This is a genomic window from Ruegeria sp. BJ3 (assembly GCF_056535665.1).
Genome location: NZ_JBQFIT010000001.1, coordinates 782,258 through 802,687, shown reverse-complemented (window position 1 = coordinate 802,687; position 20,430 = coordinate 782,258). Strand labels below are relative to the sequence as shown.

Genomic DNA, 20,430 nt, shown 5'->3' with positions numbered 1-20,430 from the left:
AGCCTCACTCTCCGCCCGCGTCCAGCGCCGGCCCGCCAGTATCGGTGACAAGGCCCACATTCGAAAACCCGCCGGCATTCAACGCACCCATGACCTGCATGACCTGCGCATAAGGAATGGCGCCATCGGCCCGCAGGTAGACGCGGTCGCTGCTGCGCTCGGCAGCAATGGCGCGCAGCTTGCCGATCAACTCGTCGCGGGTCACCTCGGTGGTCTGGATCTGAACCCGCCCGTCGGCTGTCAGCGTGACGGTCAACGGTTCCTCGTTGTCGCCGGGCAGAGCGCTGGCGGCAGTTTTGGGCAGATCAACCTCGACCCCCACGGTCATCAGCGGAGCCGCGACCATGAAGATGATCAGCAGCACCAACATCACGTCGACAAAGGGTGTGACGTTGATTTCACCCATCGGCTGCGCACGCCCGCGCCGCCGTCCTCGGCGTCGTCCGTTGCCGCCAGACGATTGCTGGATCGCCGCACCCATGTCAGCTGTCCAACTGGCGGGACAGAATGGTTGCGAATTCGTCGGCAAAAGCCTCGTATCCGCCAACGATGCGATCGCTGTCCGCGCTAAGTTTGTTGTAGAAGATTACGGCCGGAATTGCGGCCAGCAGGCCAAGTCCGGTCGCCAGCAAAGCTTCGGCAATGCCCGGTGCCACGACGGCCAGGTTTGTGTTTTGCTGTTCGGCGATTTCGATGAAGGCGTTCATGATGCCCCAAACCGTACCGAACAGGCCGATAAAGGGCGCAGTCGAACCCACGGTCGCAAGGATCGAAAGCCCCTTTTGCAAGCCTTCGGCCTCTTTTGCGATGGCCACATCCATCGAACGATCGATCCGGGCCTGCGCGCCAGCTATGAGTCCACCGTCGGCGCGGTGCGAGCGGCGCCACTCGATCATGCCGGCCGCGAAGATCTTTTCGGAACTTCCATCCGGCTGCGTTCCGATCTGTTCAAACAACTCGTCCAGCGGGTTGCCCGACCAGAACGCCTCGTCGAACACCTGCGCTTCGCGTCGCGCGCTGCGATAGGTGATGAGCTTTTGAATGATGATCGACCATGACCAGAAGGATGCGACCACAAGGATCAGCATCACCACTTTCACGATGAATGTCGCACGGGCGAACAGCCCCCACATGGAGAAATCGATCTCCTGCGCCAGCGCCAGCGTTTCAGCTTCCATGAACCTGCTCTTTGTTTTGCCTGACAGCCGTTGATTGGCCTTGTTTTGCCAAACGCTAGCGTAGTTAGGGGCAAATTGCCAACAGAACCACAGGGGCTGAGCAAATTGTTACAGCAATGCGCGAATCTCTGCCGGAAGCCGGATCGGCCGGCCATCCTGATTGACGCAAACGGCCGTCACGGTCGCGCGAAAGACTTCGGTCTCGCCGCGCCGAATGAGTTGAGCCATGGTCAGTCGCACGCCGGAAATCGCGACGACCTCGGTTTCGACCAGCAGCTCGTCATCGAACCGCGCAGACGCCAGATAGTCGGCCTCGACCCTCCGCACGACCCAGATGATACCAGCCTCGCGCATTGCGTTCTGGTCATTGCCCAGGTTGCGCACCCAATCCGACCGGGCGCGCTCGATATAGCGCAAATAGTTGGCGTGATAGACCACGCCCCCCATGTCGGTGTCCTCGTAGTAGACGCGGACGGGAAAGACATGCTTCATTGCGTCGGCTCCATGCGTGCGAACAGCCGCAGCGCATGGGACGGGTCCCGCGCCACCGCCGGCAAAACCGGATCATAAGCGGCGCGGATCAGCGCGGCAATGTCGGGCCGCAGGATCGTCGTGTCGCCCGCCACAGCCAGGGGCGAGCGTTCTCGGAAGGCTGTGTCCGACCACAAAAGAATGGTCTGAACGACCTGCGACAAAGCCAGCGTTTCGGCCGAAACTTTCGACAGCTCACGGTCCATCCTCACAAAGACAAACGCAGCACGGATCGCGCCGTCCGGATCGAACCTGAATGCTCGATACTGGTTGGCTCCGCCAGCATCGAGCCGTTCGACCAGTGGCGCGAGGTCCGGGATCAGCCGGTCAAGGTCAGGCACCTCGAGCAACTCGGCCCAATCGCGAAAAAAGAACACCATGCAGTTGGCCCCCAACTCGGGGTCGGTCTCGGCCATTTTATGGCCGGCCAGTGCAACGACCGCCTCGAACGCGCCCTTGACCGTTGCTAGCGTCTTGTCTTCGACACCAAATACGATCGGCACGATGGGCCGTCCCCAACGTGCAAACAGGAACGCGCCATCGGCTCGAGTAAACAGCGCCTGGATCTCTTCGGGTGTCACGCCCTGCCCTTCGTCTTTCGAAAATTCTCTCGCCCCAGCCTTAAGGTCTGAGGCCGGCGGCTTCAACCAAACAGGTCGCTCTGTCCCTTGGGCGCGGTCATGCCGAGATGCGCCCAGGCCTTCTGCGCCAGCATCCGGCCGCGCGGCGTGCGTTGGATCAGGCCTTGTTGCAGCAGATAGGGCTCGATCACTTCCTCCAGCGAGTCGCGGCTTTCGGACAGGGCGGCCGACAGGGTCTCGATCCCCACCGGGCCTCCGCCATAATTCTCGGCGATCAGTTTCAGATAGCGGCGGTCGGCCCCGTCCAGACCCAGATTGTCAACGCCCAACCGTGTCAGCGCGCCATCGGCCAGCTCGCGCGTGATGCGGCCGTCGCCCTCGACGATGGCGAAATCCACGACCCGCCGCAGCAACCGCCCGGCGATACGGGGGGTGCCCCTCGACCGGCGCGCGATCTCGCGGGCTCCATCGTCCTCGGCCGGCGCGCCCAGCTTGCGGGCGTTGCGGGTGACGATCTCGTGCAATTCTTCCACGGTGTAGAATTGCAGCCGGGTGGGAATGCCGAACCGGTCGCGCAGCGGCGTGGTCAGCAGGCCCATCCGCGTGGTCGCCCCGACCAGGGTAAAGGGCTGCAGCTCGATCCGCACGGTGCGGGCCGCGGGCCCCTCGCCGATCACCAGATCCAGCTCGAAATCCTCCATCGCAGGGTACAGAACCTCTTCCACCGCCGGGTTCAGGCGGTGGATTTCGTCGATGAACAGCACGTCGCGCTCTTCGAGATTGGTCAGGATCGCCGCAAGATCCCCGGCCTTGGCCAGAACCGGCCCCGAGGTCATGCGGAAGTTCACCCCAAGCTCGCGCGCCATGATCTGCGCCAGCGTCGTCTTGCCCAAGCCCGGAGGGCCGTGGAACAGCGTGTGGTCCATCGCCTCGTTCCGCTGGCGGGCCGACTGGATGAAGATGCGCAGATTGGCCCGGGCCTCGGCCTGGCCGATGAATTCGTCCAGCCCCTGCGGGCGCAAGGCGCGGTCGTTGTCCTCGGGCAGAGGCTGCGGGCGCAGGGTCGGGTCGGCATCAACCATTCATTCAGCCTTTCGGAGCCAGCAGTTTCAACGCCGCGCGGATCAATTCGGCCTCACCGGCATCGGGCAGGTTGGCGGCGGCCTCGGCGACGGCAGAGGCGGCCTCGGACGGGCCATAGCCCAGGTTCGACAGCGCCGACAAAGCACCCGCCGACGTCGCACCCGCGCCGGGTTTCGGGGCCCGCACCGGGGCCGGCGCCGGGTCTGCGGGTTCAACCACCTCGGCCACGGGGCCGTCCATCGCTTCGGTCACCGTGCCGCCCATCGCCATGACGCCGGGCGCCTTGTCTTTCAGGTCCAGCACGATGCGCTGCGCGGTCTTGGGCCCGACACCCTTGGCCGCCTTAACCGCGCCCCAATCGCCCAGCGCGATGGCCCGGCTGACCCCGTCCGGCCCCAGCGCGCCCAGAATGGCCAGCGACACCTTGGCCCCCACCCCCTGAACCGAGCAGAGCAGCCGGTGCCATTCTTTCTCGACCAGAGACAGAAAGCCGTAAAGCTGCATCAGGTCCTCGCGCACCACCAGATCGGTATACAACGAGACCGCCTCGCCTATCCCGGGCAGGGCCGCCATGGTCCGGTCCGAGCAATAGACGATGTAGCCGACCCCGCGCACGTCGATCAGAAGATGATCCGCCGCGCGGTAATCGATGCGTCCGGTCAGCTTGCCGATCATGTGGCCACCTGCTTGATGCGCGCCTGCGGCGTCGCACCGTAGAACGCATGACAGATCGCGATCGCCAGCGCATCCGCCGCATCGGCCCCCTTGGGCTGGCACCCCGGCAGTTGAAGTTTGACCATGTGCAGAACCTGCTCCTTCTCGGCGTGCCCTACGCCCACCACGGTTTTCTTAACCCGGTTGGGCGCGTATTCGCCCACCGGCAACCCGGCCTGCGCCAAGGTCAGCAACGCCACTCCGCGCGCCTGACCCAGCTTCAGCGTCCCGGCGCCGTCCTTGTTGACGAAGGTCTGTTCGATGGCTGCCTGGTCGGGCTGATGTTCGGAGATCACCTCGACGATCTGGTTGTGCAGCGACAAAAGCCGCTCACCCAGATCATCCCCGTCGGATTTGCAAAGGCCGTTGGCAACATGGCTCAGCCGGCTGCCATGTGATTCGATGACGCCCCATCCCAGGGTTCGCAGCCCCGGATCAATGCCCAGAATTCGCATGTTGTGCCTCGGCCTGCTCGGGTTTTCATTGTCTTTTCTCTCGATTAGCACGAAGCGTGAACATTTTCCAAGAAAATTGATCCGGTGACCAAATGCGACACACCTGTTCCGTCCGCGACAATTCGGACGCATTGCGACGCCAGAAAGTCTGAAACCGACACATTCCCAAGGCAGTTTTCATCAATAATTTAAGGGACTTTCATCATTTTCGAAGCATTGCAAAAACTGCATAGGACACATGCAGTTTCAGCACTTGCAAGGTCAATCCGACATCACTAACTGGCCCGAGAATTCGACATTCAAACGTCAACACTGAACAGAAGGAAGCAGGATATGGCTGCAATTGACACAACCCGCGCCTCGATTGGCTCGTTTGGCCTTGTCGGCCGTATCGGCGCCTTTCTGGCATCCGTCGTGAACGCCGTTGTCGCCTGGAACGACGCACGCGTGACGCGCAACGCATTGAACGGTCTGAGCAACCGTGAACTGGAAGATATCGGCCTGTGCCGCGGTGACATCGACGAAGTCGCTGCTGGCCGCCGCCGTCTGTACTGAAACCACCCACTCTCGCCCCTATCCTCCCTCGGGGCAGCACAGAAACACCGCGGACCGAAAGGTACGCGGTGTTTTTGTCTTGTGAAAGCTCTTTAGGAGAGAAAGTTCAGTAGAGAATCTTGTTCAGCTGTGTCGACAGGGCCTGCGACAATGGATCAATCTGCATGATCCACGCGCCCGCCTGTTCAACCGATGTCCCTTCGTTCAGGGCATCCACCCGATACTGGTATCCGGTCGGGCCGAGATTGGATAGCAGGAACGCTTTGAAAGCAAAAAATCCGCACAGGCACAGCAACAGAACCTTGGCCGGAACCGCCGAGCGTACCCGCTGGGGTTTCATGACGACCAGACCATCTTTGCGCATAGTCGCGCGATAGCCACGGCTCATCTTGTTGTGTTTCTTTGTCAGCCGATGAACGCGCTGATCGAATTCAAGTTGTTTTCCTGTCATGGCAGCCTCCAAAAACCGCCCCCCAAATTCATTGGATGACGGTAGAAAGAGAATGCGTCAAAACCGTGGCAAAAATCCACAAAACTCCTGCAAATGGTCTAATTTGCGCCCTGTTTGGTTAAGACTAGCGTCGTCCATTCACCAATCATTGACCGATCCATCGTATTGAACCCGTTTCGTGAATAAACTGATTCCACTTCGTCGGCCTGCTCGTTGAGGATTCCCGACAGGATCGCATGTCCGCCTCCGCGCAGATTCTGCGCGATTTCCGGGGCAAGGGCCACCAACGGTCCCTTCAGAATGTTGGCGAAAATCAGATCGTAAGGCGCCGCCGCCTGGAGGTCAGGATGGTCAAAACCGGCAGCCTCGACACAACGGACGGCCCCGGCCATGCCGTTGGCCTTCAGGTTGGCCTCGGCTACGTCGACGGCGACCTGATCAATGTCGCTGGCCAGGATGTCACCTTCCCAGACCCGCGCCGCCGCCATCGCCAACACCGCCGTACCGCAGCCGATATCGGCAACCTTGCTGGCCTCGAACCCAGTCTCAATCAGCTTGTCCAGCGCCTTCAGACATCCCAGCGTCGTTCCGTGGTGCCCTGTACCGAAGGCCATCGCAGCCTCGATCAGCAGCGGAATGCGCCCCTCAGGCAGTTTGTCGGCATCGTGGCTGCCATAGACGAAAAACCGCCCGGCCTCGACCGGGGCCAGCTCGCGCCGGACATGGGCGACCCAGTCGGTTTCCGGTAGTTCCGACACCACGAAGGGCTTGGCCTCAAAGGCCGCCGCCAGCAGGGCCAGGGCGGCCTCGTCTGGGCTTTCGGTGAAATAGCCGCCGACCTCCCACAGGCCCGAGCCGTCCTCGACCTCGAAGACGCCCACGCCGGTGGGTTCGGGCTCCAGCCGCTCCATCGCTTCGCCCAGGCTTTCGGCCGCGGCTTTCCCTTTCAGGGTGGTCAGGGCGGTGAATGTGGGCATGGGAACCTCCTGCAGAAACCGCCTTTGCGCCTAGGGCCGTCAGCCGCCGAGGTCAAGCGTCCCGCGTGTCATTCGGCCGGTGCGGGGGCGTATTTCGAAAAGATGGTCTCGTTCCCCGGCTCGGGGTGGCGCGGGATCAGCAGCGACAGTGCCAGAGAGATCAGAGCCATGCCCGCGGCCAGACCGAACACCGCCCCCGGCGACACGACCCACAACAGGCCAAGCAGTGCCGGCAGGAACACCGCCGCGATGTGGTTGATGGTGAAGGCCACCGCCGCGGTGGGTGCAATATCGGCCGGGTCGGCGATTTTCTGGAAATAGGTCTTGAGCGCCAAAGCCAGCGCGAACAGCACATGATCGATGACATAGAGAATGGCCGCAAGCAGCACACCCCAGCCAAACCAGTAGATGCCGCCATAAGCTGCAAATACGATGGCAAGGCCCAGATATTCGAAGATCAGCGTACGCCGCTCGCCAAACACCGCGACGGCCTTGCCCAGCAAAGGGGCGGCGGCCATGTTGATGATCAGGTTGATGAGGTACAGGCTGGTCAGGTGATGCACTTCGAAGCCAAAGCGTTCGACCATCATGAACCCCGCGAACACGACGAAGATCTGCCGCCGCGCGCCCGCCATGAACTGCAGCGCGTAATACAGCCAGTAGCGCCGGCGCAGTACGATTTTCTTGGTCTGCGGTGTCGGCGCATCGAATTGCGGATAGGCGATCAGGCAGAACAACGCCAGTACCGCGGTCAGCCCACCAGCCGCCATGAAGACCGTGTTGTAGGACAGATCAAACCGGTCCCAGGTCAGCACGATCAGCCCATAGACCACCAGCGTCGAGGCCGACCCCATCGCCACCAGCCAGCCCAGCACCTGCGGGGCGCGGTCCTTGGGCAGCCATTGCAGCTGAAGCGACTGATTCACCGTTTCGTAGTAGTGAAACCCGATCGAGCTGAACAGGGTCACGAACAGCAGCCCGCCGAGGCTGGGAAACCATGCCGTCACTGCCGTGGCCACACCCAGCAGCACCAGCGAAATCATGGCCAGCACCTGCTCGCGCACGAAAATTATTACTGCGATTACGCCGACGGCCAGAAAGCCGGGGATTTCACGCACCGTGTGCAGCAGGCCGATGTCTGCCCCGTCGAAATCCGCGACTTCGATCACGAAGTTGTTCAGCAGCGCGCTCCACGCGTTGAAGGCGATCGGCATGGTCAGCGCCATCACGAACAGCAACGTGATGGGGCGGCGCCAGAACGGCAGGCTCTGGGCCTGGGACAGGGGCATCGGTTTCAGCATGAGAGTTCTCTACGCCCAATCCGCTCGGCTGGCGAGAGGAAATCCCCCGTGCACATCGGGTCTGCGCTGATGCAGGGTTAGTAGAAACTCTGCGGGTCGATATCGACGGTCAGGCGGATGTCACCCTTCAGGCGCAGCGGTGCGATCCAGCGGGCGATGGCGTCCTGGATCGGCGCCCCCTTGGGCGCCTTGACCAGCAGCCGCACCCGGTGCCGCCCGCGGATACGGGCAATCGGCGCCGGGGCTGGTCCAAAGACCTGTGCCCCGATCTGCCGCAGCGGCGCGTCATTGCGCGCCAATACGTTTCCGATGTCAAAGACGGGGCCGACCTCGGGGCCGGACAGCACGATCCCCGCCATCCGGCCATAGGGCGGCACCCCGGCCGCATGACGCCCGGCGGCCTCAGCCCGCCAGAACCCTTCCTCGTCCCCCGACAGGATCGCGCGGATCACCGGGTGTTCGGGCTGAAAGGTCTGCAGCAGCGCCGCCCCCGGCTTGTCGGCCCTCCCGGCCCGGCCCGCCACCTGCCGCATCAGTTGAAAGGTCCGCTCAGCCGCGCGCAGGTCGGACCCGTGCAGGCCCAGATCCGAGTCGATCACCCCGACCAGCGTCAGGTTCGGGAAATTGTGCCCCTTGGCCACCAGCTGCGTACCGATGACGATATCTGCGTCCCCCTCGGCGATCTCTTCGATCTTGGCCTTCAGCGCCCGGGCCGAGCCGAACAGGTCGGAACTGAGCATGGCGATGCGGGCCTCGGGAAAGGTCGCCTCGGCCTCTTCGGCCAGACGTTCGATGCCGGGACCGACCGGGGCCAGCTTGCCCTCGACCCCGCAGGCGGGGCAGGCCTCGGGCATGGGCTTGGTCTCGCCGCACTGATGGCACATCAGACGTTTGAGGAACCGGTGCTCGACCATGCGCGCATCGCAATGGTCGCAGGCGATCTGTTCGCCGCAGGCCCGGCACAGCGTCACTGGCGCATATCCACGGCGGTTGATGAACAGCAGCGACTGTTCGCCCTTCTCGATGCGCGCCTGCACCGCCTGGCGCAGGCTGGGGGAAATCCAGGTGCCCGGCTGCATCTTCTCGGCGCGCATGTCGATGGTTTTCATGTCCGGCAGCACCGCCGCCCCAAAGCGCGAGGTCAGGTCCAGCCGGTCGTACTTGCCGGCCTCCGCATTGGCCCAGCTTTCCAGCGACGGTGTCGCGCTGGCCAAGATCACGCGCGACCCGCAGATCGCCGCCCGCAGAACCGCCATGTCGCGCGCATTGTAATGCACGCCGTCTTCCTGCTTGTACGAGGTGTCGTGTTCCTCATCCACCACGATCAGGCCCAGATCGCGGAACGGCAGAAACAGCGCCGACCGCGCGCCCACCACCATCTGCGCATCGCCCTGCCCGACCATGCGCCAGACACGGCGGCGTTCAGTCATCGTGGCACCGGAATGCCATTCGGCCGGGCGCGCGCCGAACCGCTCCTCGACCCGTGTCAGAAACTCGGCAGTCAGGGCAATCTCGGGCAGCAGCACCAACGCCTGCCGGCCCATGCGCAGCGCTTCGGCCACGGCTTCAAGGTAAACCTCGGTCTTGCCCGACCCGGTCACGCCCTTCAGCAGCGTTGTGCCATAGGTTCCGCTGCGCAGTGCGGCCCGCAACGTGTCGGCGGCAGCGGTCTGATCGGGGGTCAGCGCCTTGCCGGGCCGGTCCGGGTCCAGCGTCGGATAAGGCAGGTCGCGCGGGCTGTCCTCCTCGCGCACGGCGCCCTGCTTGACCAGACCTTTGACGACCGACGAGGTGACCCCGGCCATCTCGGCCAGTTCTTTCAGGGTAAAGGCCAGCCCGCCATAGTCACGCAGCACCTCCAGCACTCGGGCCCGGGCATCGGTCATGCGGTCAGGCGTGCCGCTGCCCAGCCGATAGATCTTGCGCATCGACAGCGGGTCGCCCAGCCCGGGCGCGCGGGTGGCCAGCCGCAGCATGGCCGGCATCGGCGTCAGCGTGTAGTCAGCCGCGCGCTGCAGGAACAGGCGCATCTCTTCGCGCATGGGCGCCACGTCCAGCACCCGGATGACCGAGCGGATCTTGCTGCGGTCGAAATCTCCGCGCCCCGCGCCCCAGACCACACCCAGAACCTTGCGCGGGCCCAGCGGCACCTCGACGAAGGCCCCCAGGAAACACCCCCCCTCGGGCGCCTTGTAATCCAACGTCCGGTCCAGCGGCTGGGTCGTCAGAACCGCCACCAGCTCACCTTGGTCGAAATGCACCGGGTCGCTCAATGCGCGCCTTTCTTCAGCAGGGGTTTCAGCACGGGTCTCTTTGAGGTAAAGGCATCCGCGAGCAAGGCCAACCCATCAAAGGACTGCCCCGATGAAATTCTTCGTAGACACAGCCGAAATCGACGCCATCGCCGAATTGAACGATCTGGGCATGGTGGACGGTGTCACCACCAACCCCTCGCTGATCCTGAAATCGGGTCGCGACATTCTGGAAGTGACCAAGGAAATCTGCGACCTGGTCGATGGCCCGGTTTCCGCCGAAGTCGTCGCCACCGAAGCCGAGGACATGATCGCCGAAGGCCGCAAGCTGGCGCAGATCGCACCGAACATCGCCGTCAAGGTGCCGCTGACCTGGGCCGGTCTGAAAACCTGCAAGACGCTCAGCGACGAGGGCCAGATGGTCAACGTCACCCTGTGCTTCTCGGTCAATCAGGCACTTCTGGCAGCCAAGGCCGGCGCGACCTTCATTTCGCCCTTCATCGGACGGCTGGACGACATCAACCTCGACGGTATGGACCTGATCGCCGACATCCGTCAGGTCTATGACAACTACGGGTTCGAAACCGAAATCCTCGCCGCCTCGATCCGCAGCGTGAACCATGTGGCCGACAGCGCCCGCATCGGCGCCGACGTGATCACCGCCCCGCCCGCTGTGATCAAGAAGCTGGCTGATCACCCGCTGACCGACAAAGGGCTCGAGGCTTTCCTGTCGGATTGGGCCAAGACCGGTCAGAAGATTCTGTGATCCATTGATCCCAAGTACAACCGCGCGGCCCCGACTTGGGCCGCGCTTGGCCCAACTGCAGGGGGCCTGATCTTTAATCAGATGCCTGCAGGCGGGAGCCACGCCCCCACACACGGCGCCTAATCCACCTAAACGTGCATTTTTCCCAAGGCATTTCCGGGCACCCGTGCTATAACGCCCCTAACAAAAAAGACCGGACAGGATATGAGCAGCAATCCCAAACTCGAGGACAACCTCCGCGCCGCGATTCTGGCCGAGCCGGACGCCGTGCTGGACGACAAGGATTTGATGCAGGCGCTGGTCGCCGCAAACGAACGCGCCCGCGGAGACAACATCATCGACCTGCGCGGCATCGCCATGCAACGGCTTGAGGCACGGCTGGACCGGCTGGAGGACACTCACCGCTCGGTCATCGCAGCCGCCTACGAGAACCTCGCCGGAACCAACCAGGTTCACCGCGCCATCCTGCGCCTTCTTGAGCCGACGGAATTCGAGGACTTTCTGCGCGTGCTGGGTACGGAAGTTGCCGAAATCCTCCGCGTCGACCGCATCACACTGGTCCTGGAAACAACGATGGTCCAGCAGGACCCAAGCATCGACCGGCTGGACGGTGTTCTGGCCGTGGCGGAACCGGGTTTCGTGCATTCCTACATGGACAACGCACCGAACCACCCCGCGCGTGAGGTTGTCCTGCGCGAAATTCGCCAGCCCAACCGCAGAGTGCACGGGGATCAGCTGGACCAGCTGCAATCTGAGGCATGTATGCAGCTAGATCTCGGCAAAGGGCGTCTGCCGGGCATGATTGTCATGGGGGCGCGCGACCCAAGGCACTTCTCGCCTCAATTGGGCACTGATCTGCTGGCCTTTTTTGCAGGCGTATTCGAACGGTCGATGCGCCACTGGCTGTCGTGAGCCTGATCTCTCCAGCCTGCCGCGATGCGTTGCAGTTGTGGCTGGAGGGGTTGACCGCTTTGGCGGGCCGTTCGGAAAACACCATCAATGCCTATCGCGGGGATGTCGCGGATTTCCTGTCTTTCATGACTTTGCATCACAGCGAACGGCAGGGGCTGGCGGCGCTCGAACGCATCACCATTTCGGACATGCGGGCCTGGATGGCACAGCAACGCGAATCCGGCGTCGGGGCGCGGTCACTGGCGCGAAAACTGTCCGCCGTCAAAAGCTTCTATCGCTGGCTGGCCGAACGCGAGGGGTTCGAGCCCACCGCCGTCCTGTCCACCCGCGCCCCGAAATACACCAAGAAACTGCCGCGCCCTCTGGCCGAAGACGCCGCCCGCGCCATGATCGAGACGGTCGAGCTGCAATCCGGGTCAGATTGGGTTGCCGCCCGCGACGTTGCCGTCGTGACCCTGCTGTATGGCTGCGGCCTTCGCATTTCCGAAGCCCTGTCCCTGACCGGAGCGGACGCGCCCCTGCCCAACACGCTGAGAATTGTCGGCAAGGGTGACAAGGAAAGGATCGTTCCGGTCATCCCCGCCGCGCGCCAGGCGGTCGACCGATACCTTGAGTTGTGCCCACATCCCCATAGCCCGACCGCCCCATTGTTCCGCGGCGTACGAGGCAAAGCCCTGAGTCCGCGGGCAATTCAGGGCGTCATGGCCAAAGCGCGCATGCAGCTGGGTCTTCCGGCAACGGCCACTCCACACGCGATGCGGCACAGCTTTGCCACCCATCTTCTGTCGGCCGGCGGAGACCTCCGGGCCATTCAGGAACTGCTGGGTCACGCGTCCCTTTCGACCACCCAAGCCTATACAGCGGTCGACACCGCGCGCCTCATGGAGGTGTACAACCGCGCGCACCCCAAAGCCTGAGACGCGGCGGAATTGCAGCAACCAAATTTCGGTGCTGATACCGCTGGCTTTTTGCTTTGCATCTCGGGCGCGCATCGTACATGACACGGGTCATGACACTCAGATTCAAAGCCTTAGCCGTTCACCTGTTTACCGCGACCGGAGCCGTATTTGCGATGCTGGCCATGCTGGCCGCGGTCGAGGAAAAGTGGAGCCTGATGTTTCTGTGGCTGGTCGTTTCGTTCATCGTCGACGGAATCGACGGCCCTTTGGCGCGGCACTATCACGTCAAAAAGAACGCGCCCGAGTTCGACGGTGTCCTGCTGGACCTGATCATCGACTATCTGACCTACGTCTTCATTCCGGCCTATGCGCTGTTCAAATCCGGCTTGATGGACGGCTGGACCGGTTGGTTCGCGATCATCGTCATCACCTTCGCCAGCGCGATGTATTTTGCCGACACGCGTATGAAAACAAAGGACAATTCCTTTTCCGGTTTTCCCGGTTGCTGGAACATGGTCGTGGTGGTGATCTTTGCGCTAAAGCCCGACTTCTGGTTCAGCCTCGTCCTTGTGGCGCTGCTGGCCGTTGCAATGTTTCTGCCCCTGAAATTCATTCACCCCGTGCGCACGGAACGCTGGCGCAACCTGTCCCTGCCCATGGCCTTCGCATGGACATTTTTCGCCGGATGGGCCGCTTGGGTGGATTTTCACCCGCAAAGCTGGGCGCATTGGGGTCTGGTGGTGACCAGTCTGTACCTGGTCTCGGCAGGGATCGCCCAGCAAATCATGCCGCCGAGCCGCGACTGAGACGCGGCCCCAACGGGCGAAAATCACAGGTCAGAGGATTTCCCGGATCTCGAACTCGGTGCCATTGTGGGTGAAGACGTCCCCCTTGCGCATTCCGGCCATGGCCAGATAGATCGGGCTTTGGGTTGAAATCCCCATATATGGTTCACCATCTACGTCGAACTTGGTGGTCGACACGCAGACGACGAAATGCCGGTCGCCCAGCCAGACCACGGCGCCTGGCTGCACTGTATCCGTCAGGCTGAAATCGGTGTTTTCGATCACGTCAATCTTGGCATGATGCGCATGCACCGGCCCGTCAAACGCGGCGGCCAGATCGGCGCTTTCGCGCGATGCCGCGATATCATCCTTGTCGTGGCCTTCCCGGTCATCCAATTGGGACTCTTTCTGAAAGGCATCGTGGTGCGCCTGCGCCGTCGCCAACTCCTGTGCCTCCAACGCCATCAATTGGTCAATGATGGCCTTCTTCCGGGCGGCGGGGTCAATTTTCGCAGTCATGAATTGTAGTCCTTCGGGTTCGAAAACTGTCTCAGGTTGGGACGCTTTGCGAAAGATTGCAACCGGATTCCGGTGGTCAGATCAGCAGGCTGGCAGCCCCCTCGTGACGCAACAGGGCAACCTTGCCCTCAACCCCGCCCTGCCCCGAGAACCCCCCAAGGCCGCTTGCCGCCAGAACGCGGTGACAGGGAATGATCACCGGAATCGGGTTGGCACCACAGGCCTGCCCGACAGCTTGCGCCGGACACCCAAGATCATGCGCGATATCACCGTAAGTCCGCGTGTAACCGAAAGGAATCGCGGACATCAAGTCGCAGACCTGTTTCTGGAATTCGGACCCAACGACACGCAGTGGCAAGTCGAACTTTTGCAACCGGCCCTCGGCATAGGCCCTGATTTGTAACCCCGCTTCGATCAGCAGCGGGGTCTTCTCACCCGTTGTGTGACCGTCCCACACCAGACTGGTGATGGCACCGTCCTCTTCTTCTATCCCAAGGCATCCGAACTGGGTTTCCACTGCAATCATCGGCATGGGCGCAGAGTTTCAGATCGGCGGGTGCGTCGCAAGCCGCAAGAAAAACCCCCGCGCGATGGCGCGGGTTTCAGGGATCATTTTCAGCTCAGCGCCGTATCGCATCGGCCGCAGACGCCGGGGTGGGCGTGACGTCCCACATCCGGCAGGATCTTCCAGCAGCGCTGGCATTTGGCCCCTTCGGCCTTTTCGAACACGACGCCGACGCCCTCGATCTCGGGCAGGCGGAACGCCTCGGCCGGGGCCGGGTCGGCGGTGACGGTCAGGCCCGAAGTGATGCAAAGGTCATCCACGTCGAAGGTCGCCAGCAGGTCGCGGGTTTCGGCATCCTCGACATGCACGACCGGCGCGGCTTCGAGGCTGGAGCCGATAACCTTGTCGCGGCGCTGCACTTCCAGCGCGGCGGTCACCGCACGGCGCACACGGCGGATCTTGGCCATGTTCGCCTCGAGCTCGGCATCGCGCCAATCGGCAGGCGTGTCGGGGAAGTCGACCAGATGCACCGAGCTGTCGTCGCCCGGGAACCGCTCGAGCCAGACCTCTTCCATCGTAAAGACCAGAACCGGCGCCAGCCAGGTGGTCAGTCGGTGGAACAGTATATCCAGCACCGTGCGCGCGGCCCGGCGGCGCGGGGTGTCGCCATCGCAATAAAGCGCATCCTTGCGCACGTCGAAATAGAAGGCCGACAGGTCAACGGTGGCAAAGTTGAACACCGCGCTGAACACGCCCTGGAAGTCGAACGCAGCATAGCCCTTGCGGACCTGCTCGTCCAACTCGGCCAGGCGGCTGAGCACCCAGCGTTCCAGACGCGGCATCTCGGCCGGGTCGATCCGGTCGGCCTCGGTGAAATCGGCCAGCGAGCCCAGCATGAAGCGCATCGTGTTGCGCAGCCGGCGATAGCTGTCAGCGACCCCTTTCAGGATTTCCGGCCCGATCCGCTGGTCGGCGGTATAGTCGGTCTGGGCCACCCACAGGCGCAGGATGTCGGCACCGTATTGCTTGACGACCTCTTCCGGCACGATGGTATTACCGAGCGATTTGGACATCTTGTTGCCCTTCTCGTCCAGCGTGAACCCGTGCGTGACCACGTTGCGATACGGCGCACGGCCGATCGTGCCGCAGGCTTGCAGCATCGAGGAATGGAACCATCCGCGGTGCTGGTCGGTGCCCTCCATGTAGACATCGGCGATACCGTCGTCAGTGCCATCCTCACGGTCGCGCAGAACGAACGCATGGGTCGAGCCCGAGTCGAACCAAACGTCCAGAACGTCGAACACCTGGTCATAGTCGTCGGGGTTCACGATGCCGTCCAGAACCTGCTGTTTGAACCCGTCAGTGTACCAGACATCGGCACCGTGTTCTTCGAACGCGGCCTTGATGCGGGTGTTCACATCCGCGTTGCGCAGCAGATAGTCCGCGTCGGTGGGCAGAGCGCCCTTCTTGGTGAAGCACGTGAGCGGCACACCCCAGGCACGCTGGCGCGACAGAACCCAGTCGGGGCGCGCCTCAATCATCGAATACAGGCGGTTGCGGCCCGATGGCGGCGTCCACTTCACCAGCTCGTCGATCGAGCGCAGGGCGCGTTCGCGGATGTTGTCGCCCATTTCGTCCATGCCGTCGTCCAGCTTGCGGTCGACGGACACGAACCATTGCGGTGTGTTACGATAGATGATCGGCGCCTTGGACCGCCACGAATGCGGATAGCTGTGCTTGATCTTGCCACGCGCCAGCAGCCCGCCGACCTCGGCCAGCTTGTCGATCACAGCCTTGTTCGCATCGCCCTCGCCGCCCTTGCGCGACAGGATGTACTTGCCGCCGAAAAACGGCATGTCAGCGCGGAAGCTGCCATCGTCCATCACGTTGTAGGTGATGACCTGCTCGAGCATGCCCAGATCGCGGTACAGCTCGAATTCCTCCATCCCGTGCGAGGGCGCGCAATGGACGAAGCCGGTGCCTTCCGTATCGGTCACGAAATCGGCCGCGCGGAAATCGCGGATGTCGTCCCATTCGCCGTTGGACCCTTCGGCCCCTGCCAGCGGGTGCTGCAGCTGGATCTTGGCCAGATCGTCCTGGGTGACGTCACACAGGCGGCGGTACATGGTGTCGTCCAGTCGCGCCCGCGCGAACACGTCGGCGGCCAGATTGTCGGCCAGCAGGTAGCGGTCACCGATCCGGGCCCAGCATTCCTCGGGGCGGGCGGTCACTTCGTACAGCCCGTACGAGATATCCTTGCCATAGACCACGGCCTTGTTCGACGGCATGGTCCAGGGCGTCGTGGTCCAGATCACAACATAGGCGTTGTCCAGCGTGGTGTCACCAGTGTTCACCACCTTGAACTTCACCCAGATGGTGAAGCTTTCCTTGTCGTGATATTCGACCTCGGCCTCGGCCAGGGCGGTCTTCTCGATCGGCGACCACATCACCGGTTTCGAGCCCTGATACAGCGTGCCGTTCATCAGGAACTTCATGAACTCGTCCGCGATCACCGCCTCGGCGTGATAGTCCATAGTGACGTAGGGATCGGCCCAGTTGCCGGTGATGCCCAGGCGCTTGAACTCCTCGCGCTGGATGTCGATCCAGCCTTCGGCGAACTTGCGGCACTCCTGGCGGAAGTCGATGACCGGAACCTCGTCCTTGTTCTTGCCCTTCTTGCGGTACTGTTCCTCGATCTTCCATTCGATCGGCAGGCCGTGACAGTCCCAGCCGGGCACATAGCGCGCATCAAAGCCCATCATCTGATGCGACCGCACGATCATGTCCTTGATCGTCTTGTTCAACGCGTGGCCGATATGCAGGTGCCCGTTGGCATAGGGCGGGCCGTCATGCAGTGTGAAGGGCTTGCGACCCTGTTTGTCGCGCAGGCGGTCATAGACGCCGATCTTCTCCCAGCGGTCTAGCCATGCGGGCTCGCGCTTGGGCAGGCCGGCGCGCATGGGGAATTCGGTTCGGGGCAGGTTCAGCGTGTCTTTGTAGTCGGGTGTCTGGGTCGTGTCGGCGCACATGGAGAGGCGTCCCTTGGATGATCTTGGCGTGTTTGGATCGAAGCGGTCGGTGCGATGAACTCAAGCACCTTTGCCCGGCGTCTCGGAAACTCAGAGCGCCGGGGAAATAATTCGAATGATAATGGCCAGAACGTCTTGCATGGCCGGGCTTATAGGCCGGTTGCGCCTATTGGTCCAGAGCTTCCGGCCCCTGCGGCGAATGGCGCAGCTTGGCCCAGCGGTTCAGCCAGGCCAGACCCGCCAGCGCCAGCCCCAAGGCCAGCAACGAAAACACCCGGATCAAACCGCCCAGCCCCGAGATGTCGATCAGGAACACCTTGGCCACCGCCAACCCGATCACCGCCAGCCCGGCCTTGCGCATCAGGTCCGACCGACGCGCCAGCGACTGATAGAACAGCGCCGCGCCGATCACCAGCAGGGCGAGCGTGTAAGTATAGAGCTCAGGCTGGGATACGCCGTTGCCTTCATACATCCCTGCCGCGCCCTGCCAGAAATGCCGGATGGTCAGGCCCAGCCACAAGGCGCCCAGCGCAATGGTCACCCCCTGACAGGCCAGCCGCAACTGCGCCGGCATCGTGGGGATCCGCCACGCGGACAGGCCGATGACGAGGGCCGGCAGCAGATAGGCAATGGCCAGCGTGTTCACGATCGGAGGCCCCAGAACAGGATCTGCCCCAAAACGCAAAACAGGGTTGGCCACTGTCGCAGCCAGCGCGAGCCACAACAGGCCATGCGCGGCAAAGAACACGCCCAGTGCGACCCGAACCCAGTTCAGTCGCCCGCCCAGCGCAAAGCGCTGCACCTGCACAAAGGCCAGCAGCAGCCAAATGGCCGACAGCAGGCCCAGCCCCCAATGGCTGTCGTCGGCACCGCCCTCGCCCAGCCCTTCCAGCCAGCGCAACAGCAGCAGAGACACCAGAACGCCGCCCGTCGCCCACGCTGCGCTGTCCAGCATGACATTGGCGACCGGGCGGTCCAACGGGCGCAGCATCCACCATGCGGCAAGATAACCTGCAACCGCAGCCCCATAGACCAGCGCCATTTCCACAACCGGCGCGTGCAGCGCCCAGTCCAGGCCCGGGTTCAGGATCAGTCGGAACGTGACGGTGGCAACGCCGACCCAGATGAACCAGCTCATCGGTAGCAGGTTGAACCGCCGGTCCAGCGCTGCCGCCGCGATGATCGTGACCACGAAAGCGATGGTCAGCGCCGCCGAGCTGAGCACGATCACGCAGCCGAAGGTCAAGCAGGACAAGGCCGACAGCGTGGCCAAAGCCGGACGCATCCGGGCCTCGCCATCCACACGCGCAAAGCGCTCGGCCAGTACCACCATCAGCGCCGCAAGCGCGACCGCATGCAAGGCCCAGGGGTAGGCGCCCATCACGCTGGCAGGACGCCAGCCAAGCTCAAGCGCGATGGCCAGCGCCGGGGCGTACAGCGCGGCGGCACCGGCCCAGACCAGCGGGTACCGCCCACCCCGAAACGACCGCCATGCCGCCAGAAGAGAGATCATCGCGCCCAACGCAACCAGCAAGGTCACGGCCAACGGAAAAGCAGCCTCGGGCGTTTCGGAATAGGTCTGCCAGAACCCACGCGCCACCGCGCCGCCATCAAATCCATGCGTGAACACGAAACCACCCAGAGCCAGGGCGGGAAGCGCGGTCATGTCCTGCAGGGCCGGCGCGTCCTTTGCCCAGATCAGCAGGGCGAAAGTCAGCCCGGCCAGCAGGATCACACCCAGCCAGAACTCACCGCTCGTATCCGCCCATTGCAGTGCCAGAATGGCCGAGCTTGCCAGCACCGCCCCAAAGGCCAGGCGCGTCGGAAATTCGGGCCACGGACCACTGGCTTTTCTGACAAGGATTTCGCTGAACATCGCGCCGTCATGGTCGGGCCAGATCCGCCGGGCGGGAATGGCAATGGCGATCACGGCCACGGCGGCCATGTAGACGAGGAAAGCCGATTCCGTGATCGGCGAACCCATCACCAGCAAAAGGCCCGCCAAATAGGCGCCCACCAGCGACATCACCGACACCCAGGCCCAGCGCCGCACCGTGTCGATCCCTAGCCCCAGCCCGGTGATCACGAAGAAATATACGTACAGCCAAGACGGGTCAGCCGAGCCGCCACCCACGACGAATGGCGCGGCAAAGGCGCCGATCAACCCGATCGCCGCCAGCAGCGGGCCGTGGAACCAGCCAAGTACCAGCCCGACTAGAGCGATGGCGATCATGCCTGCCAAGGCCGCCTCGGGGCCGATCAAGTCATAGAGCTGACGCGCCGCCAGCACACCGCCGAACAGCGTGACCAGCCCCGCGCCGGAAAATACCGAAGGCAGGTAGGCGGTGGCCGACGACTCGTCATCGCCATACCGACGCCGCACAATTTCACCCGCCACGATCAGCAGCGCGCCGAAGCCCAGGGCCGCCAACACGCGCGCGGTAGGCGGCAGCAAACCGTTCTCGACCCCGTATTGCACGAGGAAGATCCCCGCCAGCGCCAGCGACAGAGCGGATACGGCATAGAACCAGTTCTCGCGCAGCCACGCGCCCAGATCGTCGAACCGCTCGGCGCGGAACACCACTGCCGCCGGAGGCGATGCACTCTCAGTAACAGCTGCCGACTCTTCAGGGTCAGGCCGTTGGTCCGGCGTCGGTGGGCTTTCCTGTTTCGGTGAACCCCAAGGGGCCGGCCGCGGTTCAGGCGTCGGCGCTTCGATTGGCGCGGACTGCGTCTTTGGTGGCCGCTCCGCGTCCGGTTGCTGCTCGGCACCCAACCGACTCTCCAACTGCTCGACCCGCCGCCGCAGACGGGCATGGCCGACCAGCAAGACGACAATAGATACCGGCATCGCCAAAACGACCAGGCCAACAAGAACAAGCAGAGATTCCAAACCGCACCTCCGGGCAAATCTGCATTACAGGCTATCCTGTCCAG

The 20,430-nt window shown here is 63.1% G+C and carries 20 protein-coding genes; 5 read left to right on the top strand and 15 right to left on the bottom strand.

Annotated features, from left to right (window positions below; genetic code table 11):
- Nucleotides 1-4: 4 nt before the first annotated feature.
- The 7 genes from tolR to ruvC all read right to left on the bottom strand — a co-directional run bounded on the left by tolR (nucleotide 5) and on the right by ruvC (nucleotide 4,542).
- Complete coding sequence (gene tolR / locus ACR3EL_RS04040) at nucleotides 5-481, bottom strand: protein TolR (protein ID WP_093962777.1); 477 nt, start codon at nucleotides 479-481, stop codon at nucleotides 5-7.
- A 1-nt stretch (nucleotide 482) separates the two neighbouring features.
- Nucleotides 483-1,178 carry a protein TolQ gene (tolQ, locus tag ACR3EL_RS04035; RefSeq protein ID WP_093962778.1) on the bottom strand — a complete coding sequence of 232 codons (696 nt, stop codon included), beginning with the start codon at nucleotides 1,176-1,178 and terminating at the stop codon, nucleotides 483-485.
- A 108-nt stretch (nucleotides 1,179-1,286) separates the two neighbouring features.
- On the bottom strand, nucleotides 1,287-1,670 hold the full coding sequence (gene ybgC / locus ACR3EL_RS04030; RefSeq protein WP_093962779.1) for a tol-pal system-associated acyl-CoA thioesterase: 384 nt from the start codon (nucleotides 1,668-1,670) through the stop codon (nucleotides 1,287-1,289).
- On the bottom strand, nucleotides 1,667-2,290 hold the full coding sequence (locus ACR3EL_RS04025) for a hypothetical protein (protein WP_480720529.1): 624 nt from the start codon (nucleotides 2,288-2,290) through the stop codon (nucleotides 1,667-1,669). The genes ybgC and ACR3EL_RS04025 overlap by 4 nt, the downstream gene beginning before the upstream one ends.
- 62 nt (nucleotides 2,291-2,352) lie before the next feature.
- Nucleotides 2,353-3,372 carry a Holliday junction branch migration DNA helicase RuvB gene (gene ruvB / locus ACR3EL_RS04020; protein ID WP_480720527.1) on the bottom strand — a complete coding sequence of 340 codons (1,020 nt, stop codon included), beginning with the start codon at nucleotides 3,370-3,372 and terminating at the stop codon, nucleotides 2,353-2,355.
- 4 nt (nucleotides 3,373-3,376) lie between these two features.
- A complete protein-coding gene (ruvA, locus tag ACR3EL_RS04015) occupies nucleotides 3,377-4,048 on the bottom strand; it encodes a Holliday junction branch migration protein RuvA (RefSeq protein WP_170337512.1) in 672 nt (223 codons plus the stop codon).
- Complete coding sequence (ruvC, locus tag ACR3EL_RS04010; RefSeq protein WP_170337511.1) at nucleotides 4,045-4,542, bottom strand: crossover junction endodeoxyribonuclease RuvC; 498 nt, start codon at nucleotides 4,540-4,542, stop codon at nucleotides 4,045-4,047. Before ruvC ends, ruvA begins: the two co-directional genes overlap by 4 nt.
- 333 nt (nucleotides 4,543-4,875) lie before the next feature.
- Here ruvC and ACR3EL_RS04005 point away from each other — a divergent pair, with 333 nt between their 5' ends.
- Nucleotides 4,876-5,097: a DUF1127 domain-containing protein gene (locus ACR3EL_RS04005; protein ID WP_093962786.1), complete on the top strand. Its 222-nt coding sequence runs from the start codon at nucleotides 4,876-4,878 to the stop codon at nucleotides 5,095-5,097.
- A gap of 106 nt (nucleotides 5,098-5,203) precedes the next feature.
- On the opposite strand, the gene ACR3EL_RS04000 is transcribed toward ACR3EL_RS04005, so the two are convergent.
- The 4 genes from ACR3EL_RS04000 to ACR3EL_RS03985 form a co-directional block, all read right to left on the bottom strand.
- On the bottom strand, nucleotides 5,204-5,548 hold the full coding sequence (locus ACR3EL_RS04000) for a hypothetical protein (RefSeq protein ID WP_093962787.1): 345 nt from the start codon (nucleotides 5,546-5,548) through the stop codon (nucleotides 5,204-5,206).
- A gap of 98 nt (nucleotides 5,549-5,646) precedes the next feature.
- Complete coding sequence (locus tag ACR3EL_RS03995) at nucleotides 5,647-6,525, bottom strand: 50S ribosomal protein L11 methyltransferase (protein WP_170337510.1); 879 nt, start codon at nucleotides 6,523-6,525, stop codon at nucleotides 5,647-5,649.
- A 68-nt stretch (nucleotides 6,526-6,593) separates the two neighbouring features.
- Entirely contained in the window at nucleotides 6,594-7,826 is a 1,233-nt protein-coding gene (locus tag ACR3EL_RS03990; protein WP_480720522.1) for an MFS transporter, read from the bottom strand.
- Between the two features lie 77 nt (nucleotides 7,827-7,903).
- Nucleotides 7,904-10,099 (bottom strand): primosomal protein N', encoded by a 2,196-nt coding sequence (locus tag ACR3EL_RS03985; RefSeq protein ID WP_170337508.1) that lies wholly within the window; start codon nucleotides 10,097-10,099, stop codon nucleotides 7,904-7,906.
- A gap of 91 nt (nucleotides 10,100-10,190) precedes the next feature.
- Between ACR3EL_RS03985 and fsa the strand changes: the two genes are divergently transcribed.
- From fsa to ACR3EL_RS03965, 4 genes are all read left to right on the top strand, one after another.
- On the top strand, nucleotides 10,191-10,844 hold the full coding sequence (fsa, locus tag ACR3EL_RS03980; protein WP_170337507.1) for a fructose-6-phosphate aldolase: 654 nt from the start codon (nucleotides 10,191-10,193) through the stop codon (nucleotides 10,842-10,844).
- Nucleotides 10,845-11,048: 204 nt separating this feature from the next.
- Nucleotides 11,049-11,756 carry a DUF484 family protein gene (locus ACR3EL_RS03975; RefSeq protein WP_170362898.1) on the top strand — a complete coding sequence of 236 codons (708 nt, stop codon included), beginning with the start codon at nucleotides 11,049-11,051 and terminating at the stop codon, nucleotides 11,754-11,756.
- Nucleotides 11,753-12,673 carry a tyrosine recombinase XerC gene (locus ACR3EL_RS03970; protein WP_170368838.1) on the top strand — a complete coding sequence of 307 codons (921 nt, stop codon included), beginning with the start codon at nucleotides 11,753-11,755 and terminating at the stop codon, nucleotides 12,671-12,673. The genes ACR3EL_RS03975 and ACR3EL_RS03970 overlap by 4 nt, the downstream gene beginning before the upstream one ends.
- A 92-nt stretch (nucleotides 12,674-12,765) precedes the next feature.
- Nucleotides 12,766-13,461, top strand: a complete 696-nt coding sequence (locus ACR3EL_RS03965) for a CDP-alcohol phosphatidyltransferase family protein (protein ID WP_093962794.1) — start codon at nucleotides 12,766-12,768, stop codon at nucleotides 13,459-13,461.
- A gap of 30 nt (nucleotides 13,462-13,491) precedes the next feature.
- On the opposite strand, the gene ACR3EL_RS03960 is transcribed toward ACR3EL_RS03965, so the two are convergent.
- The 4 genes from ACR3EL_RS03960 to ACR3EL_RS03945 form a co-directional block, all read right to left on the bottom strand.
- Nucleotides 13,492-13,959, bottom strand: a complete 468-nt coding sequence (locus ACR3EL_RS03960) for a hypothetical protein (RefSeq protein ID WP_170368839.1) — start codon at nucleotides 13,957-13,959, stop codon at nucleotides 13,492-13,494.
- Nucleotides 13,960-14,035: 76 nt separating this feature from the next.
- Nucleotides 14,036-14,491 carry a methylated-DNA--[protein]-cysteine S-methyltransferase gene (locus ACR3EL_RS03955; protein WP_170368840.1) on the bottom strand — a complete coding sequence of 152 codons (456 nt, stop codon included), beginning with the start codon at nucleotides 14,489-14,491 and terminating at the stop codon, nucleotides 14,036-14,038.
- Nucleotides 14,492-14,574: 83 nt separating this feature from the next.
- On the bottom strand, nucleotides 14,575-17,493 hold the full coding sequence (gene ileS / locus ACR3EL_RS03950; RefSeq protein ID WP_480720516.1) for an isoleucine--tRNA ligase: 2,919 nt from the start codon (nucleotides 17,491-17,493) through the stop codon (nucleotides 14,575-14,577).
- Between the two features lie 166 nt (nucleotides 17,494-17,659).
- Nucleotides 17,660-20,386 (bottom strand): DUF2339 domain-containing protein, encoded by a 2,727-nt coding sequence (locus ACR3EL_RS03945; protein WP_170337502.1) that lies wholly within the window; start codon nucleotides 20,384-20,386, stop codon nucleotides 17,660-17,662.
- Nucleotides 20,387-20,430: the final 44 nt, after the last annotated feature.